This is a genomic window from Leifsonia sp. NPDC014704 (genome assembly GCF_043083605.1).
Taxonomy (GTDB): domain Bacteria; phylum Actinomycetota; class Actinomycetes; order Actinomycetales; family Microbacteriaceae; genus Leifsonia.
Genome location: NZ_JBIBYW010000001.1, coordinates 1,095,267 through 1,111,797, shown reverse-complemented (window position 1 = coordinate 1,111,797; position 16,531 = coordinate 1,095,267). Strand labels below are relative to the sequence as shown.

The window sequence follows — 16,531 nt, the reverse complement described above, 5'->3', positions numbered from 1 at the left end:
AGCTGCCTTTCAGGCACGTCCGGTATCGTCGTGTGACTGTGCCCGCCCCCCGAACTTCGGCACACGAGGAGTCCTGTTTGCGTTTCGTACTCGCCATCGTCGCGTTCGTCGTCGCCGCGGTCATGATCGTGGCCGGCATCGCGCAGCGCACCGTCTTCGCTCCGCCGACCCACATCGAGGCCGGCACCTCCGTCTCCGGCGACCCGCGGTACGTGGTCGTCGACGGGTCGGTGCTGAACGCGCACCCGGGCCAGCAGACGCTGACCGTCACGGGCGCCCCCGACAGCGCGAAGCAGGTCGTGGCTTACGGCCGTACAGCGGACGTGAAGGCCTGGCTCGACGACCAGAAGTACGTGGAGGTGGGCTACCGCACCTCCACCGGCAAGCTGACCACGAAGAACGTGACGCCGAAGGCGGCCGACACGAAGGACGACGGCGCGAAGGGTGACGAGGGTGCGGCATCCGGCTCGACCGCGACGCCGGCTCCCGCGGCCACACCGTCTCCGTCCGCGTCCGCCGGGGCCGCATCCGGGTCGACGAGCGGTGCCGCCGCAACGACCGCCGGACCCAACCCGGCAGGCTCCGACCTGTGGCTCGAGGAGTTCGACGGCCAGGCCGCCCAGGTCACCCGCATGAACATCCCCGACGACGTCAGCGTCATCGTCGCCTCCGACGGCACGAAGGCCGCGCCGTCGCGCGTCACCGTCACCTGGCCGGTTGACTCGAGCACGCCGTGGGCCTTCCCGCTGATCATCGGCGGCATCGTCCTGCTCATCATCGGCATCGCCCTCTACCTCTGGGGCCTCTACACGCACCGCCGCTCGCGCGGCCCCCGCCGGAAGAGCGGACCGAAGATGCCCAAGCTGCCCAAGGCCCCCAAGTACAAGCCCACTGCCATGATCGAGACCACCCCGCGCGGCCGCCGCTCGACCCGCCGCGCCCGCGTCATCATCCCCGCCGCCCTCGCCGGAGTCCTCGCGCTGACGGGCTGCACCACAGGTACGGACGCCGCGACGACGCCGACGAAGACCGCGACGCCGCTCGCCACAGAGGCGCCGGATGCCAAGGACCAGCTGCCTCCCGCCGTCACAGTGCCCCAGCTGGAGCGCATCGTGAAGCGCGTCTCCGAGTCCGCCGCGCAGGCCGACGCGAAGGCCAGCCCCGATCTCGCGAAGGAGCGCTTCACCGGACCCGCCCTGCAGCTCCGCGAGGCCAACTACGCCATCCGCGCCAAGAAGGCCGACGAGCCGGCGCTGCCCGCCATCCCGGCCAGCCCGATCGTCCTGTCGCTCCCGCAGGCCACCGACGCCTGGCCGCGCACCGTCGCGGCCGTGATCGAGACGCCGAAGGACGCCAAGGGCACTGCTCAGGCGCCGATCGCGATCACGATGGTGCAGGAGACCCCGCGCGACAACTATCAGGTCGAGTACGCCGTCTCGCTCGAGCCCAAGGCGAAGGTTCCGAACCTCGCCCCGGCGAGCATCGGCTCCGCCGTCGTCCCGCCGGACTCCAAGCTCCTGGCCCTTCCGCCGCAGAAGGTGGCCGCCGCTTACGGCGACATCCTGATGAACGGGGACAAGAGCCAGTACGCGAGCCTGTTCAGCGCGGAGGGCGACACCCTGCGCACTCAGGTCGGCACCGAGTGGAAGGCGAAGCAGAAGGCCATCGTCCCCGCCACCGCCTCGCTCGAGTTCACGAGCCAGCCGGGCACGGGGACGGACGTGGCGATGGCCACAAATGACTCCGGTGCGATCGTCTGGACCGACCTGCAGGAGTCGCAGGTGCTCAAGGTGGTCGAGGCAGGGGCCGAGGTAAGCGCAGGCGCGACGGCTGCCGCGCTGACCGGCGTCGCCTCGTCGAAGACGGGCATCGAGTCCACCTTCGGCTACCAGCTGGCGTTCTACGTGCCGCCCGCGGGCTCCAACGCGAAGATCACGCTGCTCGGCTTCTCCCAGGGCATGATCTCCGCCAAGCAGCTCTGACCCATCCACCGTCGAGTACACGAAAACTGCACGCTCTCTTCCGGATGAGCGTGCAGTTTTTGCGTACTCGACGGGGGTGCGGAAGGTGCTGGGAGGCGCGAGGGCGGCGGGGACGCGAGTATCCTTGATACCCGTGCTGTTACGCGACGCGCGCACGCATCTGGAGGAACAATGAGCAACGTCCCGCCGCCGCCCACCAACCTGCGCGGAGCTGTCGATCTGAGCTCCCTGGTCAACCGGCCCCCGGCCGGCGAGGCCCCGGCCGGGCAGCCGCCCGCGGGTGCGATCACCCTTCCGAGCCTCTACTTCGAGGGGACGGACGCGAACTTCAACGACTTCATCGACCTATCGATGCGGGTGCCGGTCGTCGTCGACCTCGGCACCGAGCGGTCCGACCAGTGGAAGCAGTTCACCGCCGTCCTCGACCGCGTGATCGCCGGCTTCACCGGGCGTCTGGTGCTGGTGAAGGTGGATGTCGACGCCAACCCGCAGCTGGCGCAGGCGTTCCAGGCCCAGTCCGTGCCCGCGGTCGCCGCGCTCGTGGCCGGACGCCCCGTCCAGCTCTTCGTCGGTGCCCTGCCGGAGTCGCAGATCGCGGACGTGTTCGAGCAGCTTCTGCAGCTCGCCGCGCAGAACGGCGTGACCGACACCGTGACCGTCGAGGGCGGCGCGGCCCCCGACGCCGATGCTGCGGCGGCGGAGCCTGCACCGGAGCCGCCGCTCCCTCCGCTGCACGCCGAGGCGTACGACGCGATCGAGCGGGGCGACTACGATGGCGCGATCCGCGCATACAAGACCGCGATCGCGCAGGACCCGCGCGACACCCTTGCGGTGGCCGGCCTCGCGCAGGTGAGCCTCCTGGCGCGCCTGAGCGGGCACACGGCCGACGAACTCCGCTCGGCCGGGGCTCAGGCGCCCGACGACGTGGATGCGCAGCTCGGCGTGGCCGACCTCGATATCTCGGGCGGCCACATCGACGACGCCTTCGACCGCCTGCTCACGCTCTTCCCGAAACTCGACGCGGGCGGCAAGGAGACCGTGCGCACGCGCATCCTCGAGTATTTCGAGATCGTCGGCGTCGACGACCCGCGTGTCGGCAAGGCGAGGGCTAGGCTGGCGTCGCTGCTGTACTGAGCCCGTCCCCACCGGGCAGCGGACGGCGGCCCATCGTCGTGCCGGCGATCTCCGGCAGTCGAAGCTGAGGGAGTGACCCCGCATGTCCCGTGTGCTCGTCATCGGAGGCACCGGCCTGGCCGGACGCGCCGTGACCGCCGAAGCCGTCGAACGCGGCCACGAGGTGGTCGTCGCCGCCCGCCGCGTCCCGGACGACGACTCCGAGCAGTTCGTCCTCGGCGCCACCTACGTCACGGCGGACATCGTGACCGGCGACGGGCTCGAGGAGGCGGTCGACCGCGTCGACGTCCTGATCGACGCCAGCAACGCGGTCGGCAAGCGGGCGGCCCACGTCTTCGCCACCGGAGCGCAGAACCTCCTGCACACGGCCGCCCGCTTCGGCGTGCAGCGTGCCGTGCTGCTCTCGGTCGTCGGCGCCGATCGCTCGTCGTACGCCTACTACCGCGCGAAGGCCGCACAGGAGCGCGCCTACCTCGAGTCGCCGCTCGACACCCGGGTGGTGCGCGCGACGCAGTTCCACGACTTCGTCACCGCGATCTTCGACCGGGGGAGGCCGCTGGGCGCCATCCTGTCGCCCTCCGGCGTGCGGTTCCAGCCCATCGCGGTGACCGACGTCGCCCGCGTGCTCGTCGACGTCGCCGAGGGCGCGGGGGAGCCCGACAGCGTGATCAACATCGGCGGGCCCCGGGTGGAGTCGGCCCGCGACCTCGCCGAGCAGCGCAAGCGGGCCAGCGGGAGCCGCCGCTACATCCTGCCCGTCCGGCTGGGCGGGCCGCTCGGGACGACCTGGCGCGCCGGACGCAACCTGGCGCCGGAGCACGCCGTCGACGGCGTCGGCTACGGCACCTGGCTCGGGACCGGCGCCTGACGGCGGCCGACCGCAGGCCCGGCTAGCGGCGCGGCTTCAGCCAGAGGGCGCCGAGCGGCGGAAGCGTGAGCACCGCCGACGCCGGCCGACCCATCCACGGCTCGTCGAGCGCCGTCACCGAACCGAGGTTGCCGACCCCCGAGCCGCCGTACGCCTCCGCATCCGTGTTGAGCAGTTCCTCCCACTCGCCCGCGAACGGCAGCCCGACACGGTAGCCGCTGTGCGGCGCGCCGGAGAAGTTGAACAGCATCACGATCGGGTCGCCGCCGCGGTCCTTCCGGAGGAACGCGATGACGTTCCCCTGGGCATCCGACCCGTCGATCCACTCGAAACCGGCCGGCTCGTTGTCGAGCGCCCACAGCTGCGGGTTCTCACGGTAGAGGGCGTTGAGCTGGGCGACGAGGTTCCAGAGACCCTGATGCGCCGGCTGGTCGAGGATCCACCAGTCGAGCCCGCGCTCCTCGCTCCACTCCGACGGTTGGCCGAACTCCTGGCCCATGAACAGCAGCTGCTTGCCGGGATGCGCCCACATGTAGGCGAGGAACGCGCGCACGTTAGCCAGCTGCTGCCAGTGGTCGCCGGGCATCTTGGTGAGCAGGGAGCCCTTGCCGTGCACGACCTCGTCGTGGCTGATCGGCAACAGGAAGTTCTCGCTCCAGGCGTAGACGAACGAGAAGGTGATCTCGCTGTGGTGGTAGCTGCGGTACATCGGGTCCTCGTGAATGTACTGCAGCGAGTCGTGCATCCAGCCCATGTTCCACTTCAGCCCGAAGCCGAGGCCGCCGGAGGAGGTCGGCGCGGTCACGCCGGGGTAGCTCGTCGACTCCTCGGCGATCATGACCGTTCCGGGGTTGCGCTTGTACGCGGTCGCGGTGACCTCCTGCAGGAAGCCGATCGCCTCCAGGTTCTCGCGGCCGCCGTGGATGTTCGGCACCCACTCGCCCTCGGCACGCGAGTAGTCGAGGTACAGCATGGAGGCGACGGCGTCGACACGCAGGCCGTCGACGTGGAACTCCTCCAGCCAGTACAAAGCGTTCGCGACCAGGAAGTTTCGCACCTGCGAGTTGCCGTAGTCGAAGATGTAGGTGCCCCAGTCCTTGTGCTCGCCGCGGCGCGGGTCGGCGTGCTCGTAGAGCGGCTGGCCGTCGAAGCGGGCGAGCGCCCAGTCGTCTTTGGGGAAGTGCCCGGGCACCCAGTCGAGGATGACGCCGATGCCCGCCTGGTGCAGCCGGTCGATGAGGTACTTCAGGTCGTCGGGGGAGCCGAACCGGCTCGTCGGCGCGTAGTAGCCGGTGACCTGGTAGCCCCACGACCCGCCGAAGGGATGCTCGGCGAGCGGCAGGAACTCGACGTGGGTGTACCCGAGGGCTCCGACGTAGTCGATCAGCTGGTCGGCCGCCTCCCGGTAGCCGAGCCCGGGCCGCCACGACGCGAAGTGCAGCTCGTAGACGCTCATCGGGCCCGCGTGCGGGTCCGTCTCGGCGCGGCCGCGCACCCACTCGTCGTCCGCCCACTCGTGGCGGCTGACGGTGATGCGGGAGGCGGTCGCGGGAGGGGTCTCGGCGAACTGGGCCATCGGGTCGACCTTGCGGACCCAGCGCCCGTCCTGCGCCAGCAGGTCGAACTTGTAGATCTCGCCCTCGCCGAGGCCGGGGACGAACAGCTCCCACACGCCGGAGGCGCCCATGTTGCGCATGGAGTGGAGGGTGCCGTCCCAGCCGTTGAAGTCGCCGACCACGCGGACGGCGCGCGCGTGCGGCGCCCAGACGGTGAACGCCGTCCCGACGACGCCGCCGAGGTCGCGCACATGCGCGCCCAGCGCCGTCCAGAGCGTCTCGTGCCTGCCTTCGCCGATCAGGTGCAGGTCGAGCTGGCCGATGGTCGGCAGGAAGCGGTACGGGTCGTCCGCGGTCCAGGTGCTCCCGTCCTCGTAACGCGCCTCGATCAGGTACGCACCGGGGCCGACGATGTCGACGCCCTGCCAGATGCCGTGGCCGATGTGCGCCAGCTCGATGTGGGCGCCGTTCGGCAGCACGGCGAAGACCTCGGTGGCGAGCGGGCGGAGCGCACGGATGACCGTGATCGGGTCGGCGACGCCCGGCGCGGCGACCTGGTGCTGGCCGAGGATCGTGTGCGGGTCGTGGTGGCTGCCCGCGGCGACGGTCGCGAGCAGGGTGTCGTCGAGAGTGGGCAGGTCGACGGCGGCGGCACCTTCGGGGATCGGGGACATGGTTCTACTCCTCAGGTTGTCGGTCGGCGGTCAGAGCGGCCGGACGGCCAGGATGTGCACGGGCTCGGTGAATGCGTCCAGGCGCACGTAGTCGTCGGCGCCCCAGGTCCAGCGCTGGCCGGTCACCCGGTCCTTCACCTCGAACTGGGAGCCGAGCGGGAGGCCGAGCGCGGTCACGTCGAGGTGCACGATCGTCTCGCGCACCGAGTGCGGGTCGACGTTGGCGACCACGATCACCGCATCCGGCTTGCCCGTGCGGGTGAACTTGCCGTCGAGGTACTTCGAGTAGACGAGGATGCTGTCGTCCTCGCTGTAGTGGAGGTGCAGGTTGCGCAGCTGCCGCAGCGCCGGGTGCTCGCTGCGCGCCCGGTTCAGCATCGTCAGGTAGCCCGCGAGTGAGCGGCCCTGCGCCTGCGCCCTGGCGTAGTCGCGCGGTCGGTACTCGTACTTCTCGTTGTCGATGTACTCCTCGGCGCCGGGACGTGCGACGTTCTCGTACAACTCGTAGCCGGAGTAGACGCCCCACGTGGGAGCGGCGGTCGCGGCGATGGCGGCGCGCACCTTGAAGGCGGCCGGCCCGCCGAACTGCAGGTACTCGGTGAGGATGTCCGGCGTGTTCACGAACAGGTTCGGCCGCAGATAGTCAGCGGTCTCGTGCGCGAGCGAGTGGAGGAACTCCTCCAGCTCCTCCTTCGTGTTGCGCCAGGTGAAGTACGTGTACGACTGCTGGAATCCGGCCTTCGCCAGGGTGCGGAGGAGCGCCGGACGGGTGAATGCCTCGGCGAGGAACACCACATCCGGGTCGGTCGCGTTGACCGTGTGGATGAGCCACTCCCAGAAGTGCAGCGGCTTGGTGTGCGGGTTGTCGACGCGGAAAATACGGACGCCGAGAGACATCCAGTGCCGCACGATGCGCAGCACCTCCTGCCGCAGCCCCTCGTAGTCGTTGTCGAAGTTGATCGGGTAGATGTCCTGGTACTTCTTCGGCGGGTTCTCGGCGTATGCGATGGTCCCGTCGGGGAGGGTCGTGAACCACTCGGGGTGCTCGGTCACCCAGGGGTGGTCGGGCGACGCCTGCAAGGCGAGGTCGAGCGCGACCTCGAGGCCGGCCTGCTTCGCCTTGCCGAGGAAGAAGACGAAGTCCTTCTCGGTCCCGAGATCCGGGTGGATGGCGTCGTGGCCGCCCTCCGCGCTGCCGATCGCCCAGGGCGAGCCGGGGTCGTTCTCGCCGGCGTCGAGCGTGTTGTTCGGGCCCTTGCGGAACGTGCGGCCGATGGGATGGATCGGCGGCAGGTAGACGACATCGAAGCCCATCGCCGCGACCTCGGGGAGGCGCTTCGCCGCGGTGCGGAACGTGCCCGACTTCCAGGAGCCGTCGGGCAGCTGCTTGGCACCTTCGGAGCGCGGGAAGAACTCGTACCAGCTGCCGACCCCGGCGCGCGTCCGCTCCACCTGGATGGCGCGCGTGGCCGAGAGGGTGGGCAGGCTGACGACCGGGCGCTCGGTGAGCACCTGCTGGATGCGCTCGTCGACGGCGGCGGCGAAGCGCTCATCCACTGGCCGCTTGGTGTCCGCGACGACCTTGGCCGCCTCGGAGAGGTGCCTCCGCTCGGCGGTGCTGCGGCGCTTGTCCTTGGAAGCGGTGACCAGCAGGTCGTGGCCCATCGTCAGCATCAACTCGACGTCGATCCCCGCCGGGACCTTCACCTCGGCGTTGTGGTGCCAGGTGGCGTACTCGTCGGCGTACGCCTGCACGCGATAGCGCCAGAGACCGGTCTGGTCGAGCTGCACCTCGACCTCCCACCGGTCGGTGCCGGCGGTCAGCGGGCGCATGTGGTGCTCGGTCTGCTGCCCGGCGGGGTCGAGCAGGATGAGGTCGACGCCGATCTTGTCGTGCCCCTCGCGGAACGCCGTCGCGCGGAACGGGATGACCTCCCCGCTGAACGCCGTCGCCGCCCACAGGCCCTCGTCCACCTGGGGGGAGAGCTCGAGGATGGGGATACGGCCGAGCAAGGGCTCGTACGGGCCCGGTTCCGGGGCGCTGGGGGCCGCCTCTGTCGCGGCGGCTGATGACCTGGTCGCTGCGTTCTTCACCACGCACCCGACCGTACACTCATTAACCCGCCCGTCATGCGGCTCGTTTACAGTGGACCGAGTGAAGGCCATCCGAAGATTCACCGTCCGCGCCGTCCTCCCCGAGAACCTCTCAGCACTGGAGGAGATCGCAGGCAACCTCCGCTGGTCCTGGCACGAGCCCACCAAGGAGCTGTTCGCCCGCATCTCGCCCGAGCTGTGGCAGCAGGTGAGGCATGATCCCATCGCCCTCCTCGGCGCCGTCGAGCCGTCGCGGCTCGCCGCGCTCGCCGCCGATCAGGGCTACGTCGACTGGGCGAACCACATCCGCGACGACCTGCGCGCGTACATCCACGACCCGCGCTGGTACCAGTCGCTCGGCGATGCCGCGCCGCAGACCATCGCCTACTTCTCGCCCGAGTTCGGCATCGCCGCGACCCTGCCGCAGTACTCCGGCGGTCTCGGCATCCTCGCCGGCGACCACCTCAAGGCGGCCAGCGACCTCGGCGTGCCGCTCGTCGCCGCCGGGCTGTTCTACCGCTCCGGCTACTTCTCGCAGGCGATCACGCCGGACGGCTGGCAGCTGGAGAGCTACCCCGTGCTCGACCCGGACGGACTGCCGCTCAGCGTCCTCCGCAACCCGGACGGCACGCCCGTCCAGATCTCCCTCGCGCTGCCGGACGGCGTGCTGCACGCCCGCGTCTGGCAGGCGGCAGTGGGCCGCGTGAAGCTGCTGCTGCTCGACACCGACATCCCCGACAACGAGGAGCGCCTCCGCTCGGTCACCGACCGTCTGTACGGCGGCGGCGGCGAGCACCGGCTGCTGCAGGAGCTCCTCCTCGGCATCGGCGGCGTCCGCGCCGTGAAGGCGTGGACGGAGCTGACCGGCGCACCCGAGGCGGAGGTGTTCCACACCAATGAGGGGCACGCCGGCTTCCTCGGCCTGGAGCGCATCTCCGATCTGATCGGCGAGGGGCTCACCTTCGACCAGGCGTTGCAGGTCGTGCGGGCAGGGACCGTGTTCACGACGCACACGCCCGTCCCCGCCGGCATCGACCGGTTCGACAAGACGCTGATCCAGCGGTACTTCTCCACATCCCTCCTCCCGGGAGTCAGCGCCGACCAGGTGCTGCCGCTCGGCGCGGAGGACTACCCGGGCGGCTCGCCCGACGTGTTCAACATGGCGGTCATGGGCCTGCGCCTCGGCCAGCACGCGAACGGCGTCTCCAAGCTCCACGGCGACGTCTCCCGACATATGTTCAACGGCCTCTACCCGGGATTCGACCCGCAGGAGGTGCCGATCGACTCGGTCACCAACGGCGTCCACGCGCCCACCTGGACCGACCCGATGCTGCGCGCCCTCGCGCTCGAGCGCCTCGGCACCGAGGACACGACGCACGCCGACTGGGGCAACGCGTCGGCCGTCGGCGACGCCGACCTGTGGGGCGTCCGCAACCGGATGCGCGAGCAGCTGGTGCAGGACGCGCGGCGCCGCCTCATGGCGGCGTGGGAGGACCAGAACCCGGGCGGCATCGCGCCGGCGTGGATGAGCGACCTGCTCGATCCGAACGTCCTCACCATCGGCTTCGCACGGCGTGTGCCGACCTACAAGCGGCTCACGCTGATGCTGCACGACCCGGACCGGCTGCGCCGCATCCTCACCGACCCCGAGCGGCCCGTGCAGTTCGTCATCGCCGGCAAGTCACATCCCGCTGACGATGAGGGCAAGCGCCTCATCCAGAAGCTCGTGCAGTTCGCGTCGGAGGCGGACATCCGCCAGCGCATGGTGTTCCTGCCGGACTACGACATCGGGATGGCGCAGCTGCTCTATCCCGGAACCGATGTCTGGCTGAACAACCCGCTGCGACCCCTGGAGGCGTGCGGGACCTCGGGCATGAAGGCGGCCCTCAACGGCGCGCTCAACCTGTCGATCCTCGACGGCTGGTGGAACGAGTTCTACGACGGCGAGAACGGCTGGGCCATTCCGTCGGCGGATGCGGCAGGGGACGGCGCCGAGCGCGACGCGCTCGAGGCCGAGGCGATGTACGACCTGATCGAGCATCAGATCGCGCCGCGCTTCTACGAGCGCGACGGCGACGGCGTCCCGACCGCGTGGGTCTCGCGCATCCGCCACACGCTCGCCACGCTGTCGTCGCCGCTGTCGGCCGAGCGCATGGTGCGCGAGTACGTCGAGCGGCTCTACCTGCCGGCCTCGGACTACGAGAACCGGCTGAGCGAGAACGACTACGCCGAGGCGCGGTCGCTCGCCACCTGGAAGCAGCGCGTCGAGACCGCATGGCCCGGCGTCGCGGTGACGCACGTGGACGCGGGCGGAGTGGATGCGGTGCCGCAGGTCGGCGACGAGCTGCACGTACGGGCACTGGTCCAGCTGAACGGGCTCTCGCCGGACGACGTCGAGGTGCAGGTCGTCTACGGCCGCAGCCAGGAGGGCGACGAGCTCACCGACGTGCACCGGCAGGCGCTGACGGTCGACAACGGCGTGCCGGGCACGCACGACGCGTCGGTCGCGCACGAGTTCGTCGGCACGGTCCGCCTGGGCTGGGCGGGATCCTTCGGCTACACGGTCCGCGTGGTGCCGGTGAACGACCTGCTGCTCACCCCCGCCGAGCTCGGTCTCGTGACCACCGCCTCCTGACCCGAGCCAACAGCTCCTGAGTTTTTCGGCCCACGAACGGCGTGTCGGGGCTAAAAACTCAGGAGCTGATGGCGGGTCAGCGGGTCAGGCGGACGGCGAGGACGGTGGCGTCGCCGGCGGGATGTGTCATGGTCGCACCGTCGCGGGTGAAGCCGTTCCGGCGGTAGAAGGCCTCGGCTCGGCCATTGCCGTCCATCACCCAGAGGTACGCGGGTGCGTCGCCGATCGCGGCGTCGAGCAGCAGCTGGCCGGCGCCCGAGCCGTAGGCGCTCGCCAGCAGATAGATGCCCTCGAGCTCGCGGTCGCGCGGTGCGTCGTCGTCGCGTCCCGAACCCGCGGTCGCCCAGCCCACGATCGTGCCGTCGCGTTCGGCGACGAATGCGTCCGTCTCGCCGCGCTCGAGGATTCCGGCCCAGCCGGCGGCGCGGCGATCGACGTCGAGGGAGGCCAAAAACTCGGCCGGCATGTGTCCGGCGTACGCCTCGCGCCACGCGGTGACGTGTACCTCCGCGATGCCGCGCGCGTCGTCGACGGTCGCCCGCCGCACTGTCACTGCGGTCATTTCGTGATCGCTCCGAAAGTCCCGCCGGTCGCCCGCAGGAGGTCGTCGGGGGAGAGCTCCACGTCGAAGCCGCGCTTGCCGCCGGAGACGAAGACGGTGTCGAACAGCTGCGCCGTCTCATCCACCACCGTGGTGTGCCGCGTCTTCTGACCGATCGGGCTGATCCCGCCGACCACATAGCCGGTGCGGCGCTCGGCGACGGCCGGATCGGCCATGGTCGCCCGCTTCGCGCCGACCGCGGCGGCGAGCGCCTTGAGGTCGAGCATCCCCGTCACCGGGACGACGCCGACGACGAGTCCGAGATCCGTGTCGGCCAGCAGTGTCTTGAAGACGCGGTCCGGCTCGACGCCCAGCGCCTCCGCTGCCTCCAGCCCGAACGAGGGCGCGGCCGGGTCGTGCTCGTACGGATGCGCGGTGAAGGGGATGTCCGCAGCGGTCAGCGCGACCGTCGCCGGGGTTCCCGCCGGCGCCTTCTGCCGGGCCATCAGACGCGCGGTCCGTTCGCCCGGTACAGCTGCATCGACGTGCCTCCGACGAGTCGCGTGTCGCCGGGGGCGAACTCGGTCGCGTCCTCGGGGATCGGGACCTCGGTCGCCGAGTCCCACAGCAGTTGGTACGAAGTGACGCCGGGGGCCGCAGGGAGCGACACCTCCACGTCGTCCTCCACACCGTGCACGATGAGCAGGATGCGGTTGAACTCCTCCTTGTCGGGCGTCGACGCCGCGAGGTACTGCAGCGTGCGGTTCTCGGGGGAGTTCCAGTCCTCGTCGTCCATGCGCTGACCTGTCGCGTCGTACCAGTCCATGTGGCTGGCGTTCGGCGTGGTCTGCCCATCGACGGCGTACCGGCTCGGGCGGAGCGCCGGGTTCTCGCGCCGCAGCTGCAGGAGCCGCTTCGTCGTGTCGTAAAGCTCCCCCTGCTCGCGAGTACGCAGCCAGCTCAGCCAGGTGAGCTCGCTGTCCTGGCAGTACGCGTTGTTGTTTCCGCGCTGACTGCGTCCGTACTCGTCGCCCGCGGTGATCATCGGGACGCCGGCGGAGAGAAGCAGGGTGCCGAGCAGGTTCCTGATCGCCTTGCCGCGCATGAGCAGGATGGCCTCATCCGTCGTCGGGCCCTCCACGCCGTGATTGAACGACCGGTTGTTGTCGGTTCCGTCGCGGTTGTTCTCGCCGTTGCCGAGGTTGTGCTTGACGTCGTACGCGGTGAGGTCGGCCATGGTGAAGCCGTCGTGCGCGGTGACGAAGTTCACCGAGGCGAGCGGTCCGCGCTCGGGCGAGAAGGTGTTGGAGGAGCCGGCCAGCCGGGTGGCGAAACCGCCGATGCCGACCGGCGCCTGCCCGTTGCGGCGGGCCTCGGCGATGTCGGCGAGCCAGAAGTTGCGCACGCGATCGCGGTAGCGGTCGTTCCACTCGGACCAGCCGGCGTGGTCGTCGGACGGGCCCGGGAAGTTTCCGGTCTGCCAACCGCCGAGGCCCACATCCCACGGCTCGGCGATCAGCTTGACGCCCTGGAGCGCCGGATCGGCGGCCGCGGCGACGAGCAGTGGATGATCGCGATGGAAGGATGCGTCGGCGCCGCGCCCGAGCGTCGCCGCCAGGTCGAACCGGAACCCGTCGATCTGCATCTCGTTCGCCCAGTAGCGGAGCGAGTCGAGCACGAGCCGCTGCGGGACGGGGTTGCCGAAGTCGACCGTGTTTCCGCATCCCGTCACGTCGATGTACGCGCCGGTCTCGTCGTGCCGGTAGTAGGTCGCGTTGTCGATGCCGCGGAAGCTGGTGCGCGGACCGCCCATGCCCTCTTCGGCGGTGTGGTTGTAGACGACGTCGAGGATCACCTCGATGCCGGCCAGATGCAGCAGCTTGACCATGCCTTTGAACTCGGCGAGCACGGCCTCCGGGCCGGCCGCCTGCGCCGCGCGCGACGCGTACGGGCCGTGCGGCGTGAAGAAGTTCAGCGTGTTGTAGCCCCAGTAGTTGGTGAGGCCCTCCTGCTGCAGGCGCTGCTCCGAGACGAAGGCCTGAACCGGCAGGAGCTCGACCGCGGTGACGCCCAGATCCTTCAGGTAGGCGATGGTCGACTCGTGCGCCAGCCCCGCGAAGCTGCCGCGCAGCTCCTCCGGCACCGACGGATTCAGCCGGCTGATGCCCTTCACGTGCGCCTCGTAGATCACGGTGTGGTCGAGCGGGGTGCCGGGCTTGCGTGCATCCCCCCAGTCGAAGCCGTCGGCGACGACGACGGAGCGCCAACCGTCGGAACTGACATGCAGGAGGCCGCGCGCGTACGGGTCGATGAGGAGCGCTTCGGGATCGAACAGGTTGCCGGGCGCCTGCGGGCCCGACACGCGGACGGCGTACCGGCTGCCGACGGTGAGCGAGCGCGAGCGGCCTACCCAGACGTCGTTCGCATCCCGGGTCATCGGCACGGTCTTGACCAGCCAATCCGGGTCGTGCTCGTCGAACAGGCACAGCTCCATGGCATCCGCGTTGGCCGAGAAGACCCTCAGCTCACCCCCGTGCGGCCCGACACGGACGCCCAGGTTGCGCAGGGGATCGGTCGAGGTCATGCGATCTAGAGTAGTGACACACGCCTGGATACTTCGGAGGGCACCGTGCCGGTCTACCTCGACCACGCCGCCACCACGCCGATGCGCCCGGAGGCGATCGCCGCCTACACCGAGGCCATGGGCGTCGTCGGCAACCCGTCCAGCATCCACAGCCAGGGGCAGCAGGCCAGGCGGATGCTGGAGGAGGCCCGCGAGACCGTCGCAGCCACCCTCGGCGCCGACCCGATCGAGGTGGTGTTCACCTCCGGCGGCACGGAGGCGATCAACCTCGCGATCAAGGGCATGTTCTGGGCCAGGAACGACGGGGCGCGCCGGCCCCGCATCCTGGCGCCGGGGGGCGAGCACCACGCGACGGTCGACACCGTCGAGTGGCTGGAGCGCGCCGAGGGAGCCGAAATCTCGTGGCTTCCCCTCGACGGTGACGGCCGCATCCTCATGCCGGAGCGGATCGCCGGAGACGACGCTGCTCTGCTGACCTTCCTGGCGGTCAACAACGAGGTCGGGACGATTCAGCCCGTGTCGGCGCTCGCCGCGGTCGCGCGCGCTGCGGGGGTTCCGGTGCATGTGGATGCGGTGGCCGCCTACGGGCACGTGCCGATCGACTTCGCGGGGCTCGGGGTGGATGCGCTCAGCGTCTCCGCGCACAAGATCGGCGGGCCGGTGGGGATCGGCGCGCTCGTGCTGAGCCGCGCATCCACCGTCGTCCCGCTGATCCACGGCGGCGGCCAGCAGCGGCAGGTGCGCAGCGGGACTCAGGACGTCGCCGCGGCCGTGTCGTTCGCGACCGCCGCTCGGCTGGCGGAGGTGGAGCGCGAGGCCGAGACGGCGCGGCTCTCCGCGCTGCGCGACCGCCTCATCGCGGGGGTGCGAGCAGCGGTGCCGGAGGCCGTGCTCAGCGGGCCCGAGCCCTCGTCGGGGGAGCGTGTCGCCTCGAACGCGCACTTCACCTTCCCCGGTGCGCAGGGCGACTCGCTGCTGTTCCTGCTCGATCTCGCGGGCGTCTCCGTGTCGACCGGCTCGGCGTGCCAGGCGGGCATCCCGGAGCCGTCGCACGTGCTGCTCGCGATGGGACGCGACGAGACGGAGGCGCGCAGCGCCCTGCGGTTCACGCTGGGGCGCGGCTCGACGGACGCGGATGTGGATGCGCTGCTCGCGGCGCTGCCGGGCGCGTACGCGCAGGCATCCCGCGCGGGACTCGCGGAGCGTGCGCCGCGCCTCGGCCGCTAGCGTCGCAGGATTCACCGCGCAGATTCGTGCCGAATGTGCGCTTTCGCGCCGTCAAAGCGCACATTCGGCACGAATGTCGGCGCGCGGTGGGTGGCGGGTAGAATCGGCGGGTGAAAGTTCTGGCGGCGATGAGCGGTGGTGTCGACTCCGCGGTGGCGGCGGCGCGCGCCGTCGAAGCGGGGCACGACGTGGTCGGAGTGCATCTGGCGCTGAGTCGGATGCCCGGCACGCTGCGCACCGGAAGCCGCGGCTGCTGCACGATCGAGGACTCGATGGATGCGCAGCGTGCCGCGAACATCATCGGCATCCCGTACTACGTCTGGGACTTCTCGGAGCGCTTCAAGCTCGACGTTGTCGACGACTTCATCGCCGAGTACTCGGCGGGTCGGACGCCCAACCCCTGCATGCGCTGCAACGAGCGCATCAAGTTCGCGGCACTCCTCGAGAAGGCGCTCGACCTCGGCTTCGATGCGGTCTGCACCGGCCACTATGCGGCCATCGTCACCGACGAGCACGGCAACCGCGAGCTGCACCGCGCGAGCGCGTGGGCGAAGGACCAGTCCTACGTCCTGGGCGTGCTGACCGCCGAGCAGCTCGCGCACGCGATGTTCCCCCTCGGCGCGACCCCGTCGAAGGCGGAGGTGCGGGCGGAGGCCGCCGCGCGCGGGCTGAGCGTCGCGAACAAGCCGGACTCGCACGACATCTGCTTCATCCCCGACGGCGACACCCGCGGCTGGCTGGCCGAGCGCGTCGGCACCGCGACCGGCGACATCGTCGACCGCGAGGGCAACCGACTCGGCACGCACGAAGGAGCGCACGCCTACACGGTCGGCCAGCGGAAGGGCCTCAACGTCGGCTACCCGTCTCCGGACGGCCGCCCGCGGTTCGTCCTGGAGGTGCGGCCGAAGGAGAACACGGTCGTCGTCGGGCCGCGTGAGGCGCTCGACATCGCCGAGATCGCCGGGTCGCGCTACACCTGGGCGGGGATGCCGCCCGCCGACCCGTCCACGCCGTTCGCCTGCGAGGTGCAGATCCGCGCGCACGCCGACCCGGTGCCCGCTGTCGCGTCCGTCACCGGCGGCGAGCTCCTCATCCGGCCGGACGTGCCCCTGAACGGCGTCGCCCCCGGCCAGACCGCCGTGGTCTACGTCGGCACCCGCGTCCTCGGCCAGACCACGATCGACCGCACCGTCTCCGCCGTCCCCGCCTGACCGTCCGCCCGCCGTCGAGTCCGCA

At 70.6% G+C, this 16,531-nt stretch carries 11 protein-coding genes; 6 read left to right on the top strand and 5 right to left on the bottom strand.

Annotated features, from left to right (window positions below):
* Positions 1–77 precede the first annotated feature (77 nt).
* The 3 genes from ACF1AJ_RS05425 (at position 78) to ACF1AJ_RS05415 (ending at position 3,984) form a co-directional block, all read left to right on the top strand.
* Positions 78–1,982: a hypothetical protein gene (locus tag ACF1AJ_RS05425; protein WP_391506439.1), complete on the top strand. Its 1,905-nt coding sequence runs from the start codon at positions 78–80 to the stop codon at positions 1,980–1,982.
* A 171-nt stretch (positions 1,983–2,153) separates the two neighbouring features.
* The gene (locus ACF1AJ_RS05420; RefSeq protein WP_391506438.1) at positions 2,154–3,116 is read left to right on the top strand and encodes a tetratricopeptide repeat protein; all 963 of its coding nucleotides are present in this window, start codon (positions 2,154–2,156) and stop codon (positions 3,114–3,116) included.
* An 82-nt stretch (positions 3,117–3,198) separates the two neighbouring features.
* Positions 3,199–3,984 (top strand): SDR family oxidoreductase, encoded by a 786-nt coding sequence (locus ACF1AJ_RS05415; RefSeq protein ID WP_391506437.1) that lies wholly within the window; start codon positions 3,199–3,201, stop codon positions 3,982–3,984.
* A 22-nt stretch (positions 3,985–4,006) separates the two neighbouring features.
* Here ACF1AJ_RS05415 and glgB read toward each other — a convergent pair whose 3' ends face one another.
* Together glgB and ACF1AJ_RS05405 are read right to left on the bottom strand one after the other, a co-directional pair.
* The gene (gene glgB / locus ACF1AJ_RS05410; RefSeq protein ID WP_391506436.1) at positions 4,007–6,214 is read right to left on the bottom strand and encodes a 1,4-alpha-glucan branching protein GlgB; all 2,208 of its coding nucleotides are present in this window, start codon (positions 6,212–6,214) and stop codon (positions 4,007–4,009) included.
* Between the two features lie 30 nt (positions 6,215–6,244).
* Positions 6,245–8,311, bottom strand: coding sequence for an alpha-1,4-glucan--maltose-1-phosphate maltosyltransferase (locus ACF1AJ_RS05405; RefSeq protein WP_391506435.1), 2,067 nt, complete (start codon positions 8,309–8,311; stop codon positions 6,245–6,247).
* 58 nt (positions 8,312–8,369) lie between these two features.
* Here ACF1AJ_RS05405 and glgP point away from each other — a divergent pair, with 58 nt between their 5' ends.
* Positions 8,370–10,943 carry an alpha-glucan family phosphorylase gene (glgP, locus tag ACF1AJ_RS05400; protein WP_391506434.1) on the top strand — a complete coding sequence of 858 codons (2,574 nt, stop codon included), beginning with the start codon at positions 8,370–8,372 and terminating at the stop codon, positions 10,941–10,943.
* A 76-nt stretch (positions 10,944–11,019) separates the two neighbouring features.
* Here the strand turns inward: glgP and ACF1AJ_RS05395 are convergent, their stop codons facing one another.
* The 3 genes from ACF1AJ_RS05395 to glgX are packed head-to-tail and all read right to left on the bottom strand — an operon-like array spanning position 11,020 to position 14,068.
* Positions 11,020–11,505, bottom strand: a complete 486-nt coding sequence (locus ACF1AJ_RS05395; RefSeq protein WP_391506433.1) for a GNAT family N-acetyltransferase — start codon at positions 11,503–11,505, stop codon at positions 11,020–11,022.
* Complete coding sequence (gene ybaK, locus ACF1AJ_RS05390) at positions 11,502–11,990, bottom strand: Cys-tRNA(Pro) deacylase (protein ID WP_391506432.1); 489 nt, start codon at positions 11,988–11,990, stop codon at positions 11,502–11,504. The genes ACF1AJ_RS05395 and ybaK overlap by 4 nt, the downstream gene beginning before the upstream one ends.
* Positions 11,990–14,068, bottom strand: coding sequence for a glycogen debranching protein GlgX (gene glgX, locus ACF1AJ_RS05385; protein WP_391506431.1), 2,079 nt, complete (start codon positions 14,066–14,068; stop codon positions 11,990–11,992). Before glgX ends, ybaK begins: the two co-directional genes overlap by 1 nt.
* A 45-nt stretch (positions 14,069–14,113) precedes the next feature.
* Here glgX and ACF1AJ_RS05380 point away from each other — a divergent pair, with 45 nt between their 5' ends.
* A complete protein-coding gene (locus ACF1AJ_RS05380) occupies positions 14,114–15,295 on the top strand; it encodes a cysteine desulfurase family protein (protein WP_391506430.1) in 1,182 nt (393 codons plus the stop codon).
* Positions 15,296–15,405: 110 nt separating this feature from the next.
* Positions 15,406–16,506, top strand: a complete 1,101-nt coding sequence (gene mnmA, locus ACF1AJ_RS05375) for a tRNA 2-thiouridine(34) synthase MnmA (RefSeq protein ID WP_391506429.1) — start codon at positions 15,406–15,408, stop codon at positions 16,504–16,506.
* The last annotated feature ends 25 nt before the right edge of the window (positions 16,507–16,531 follow it).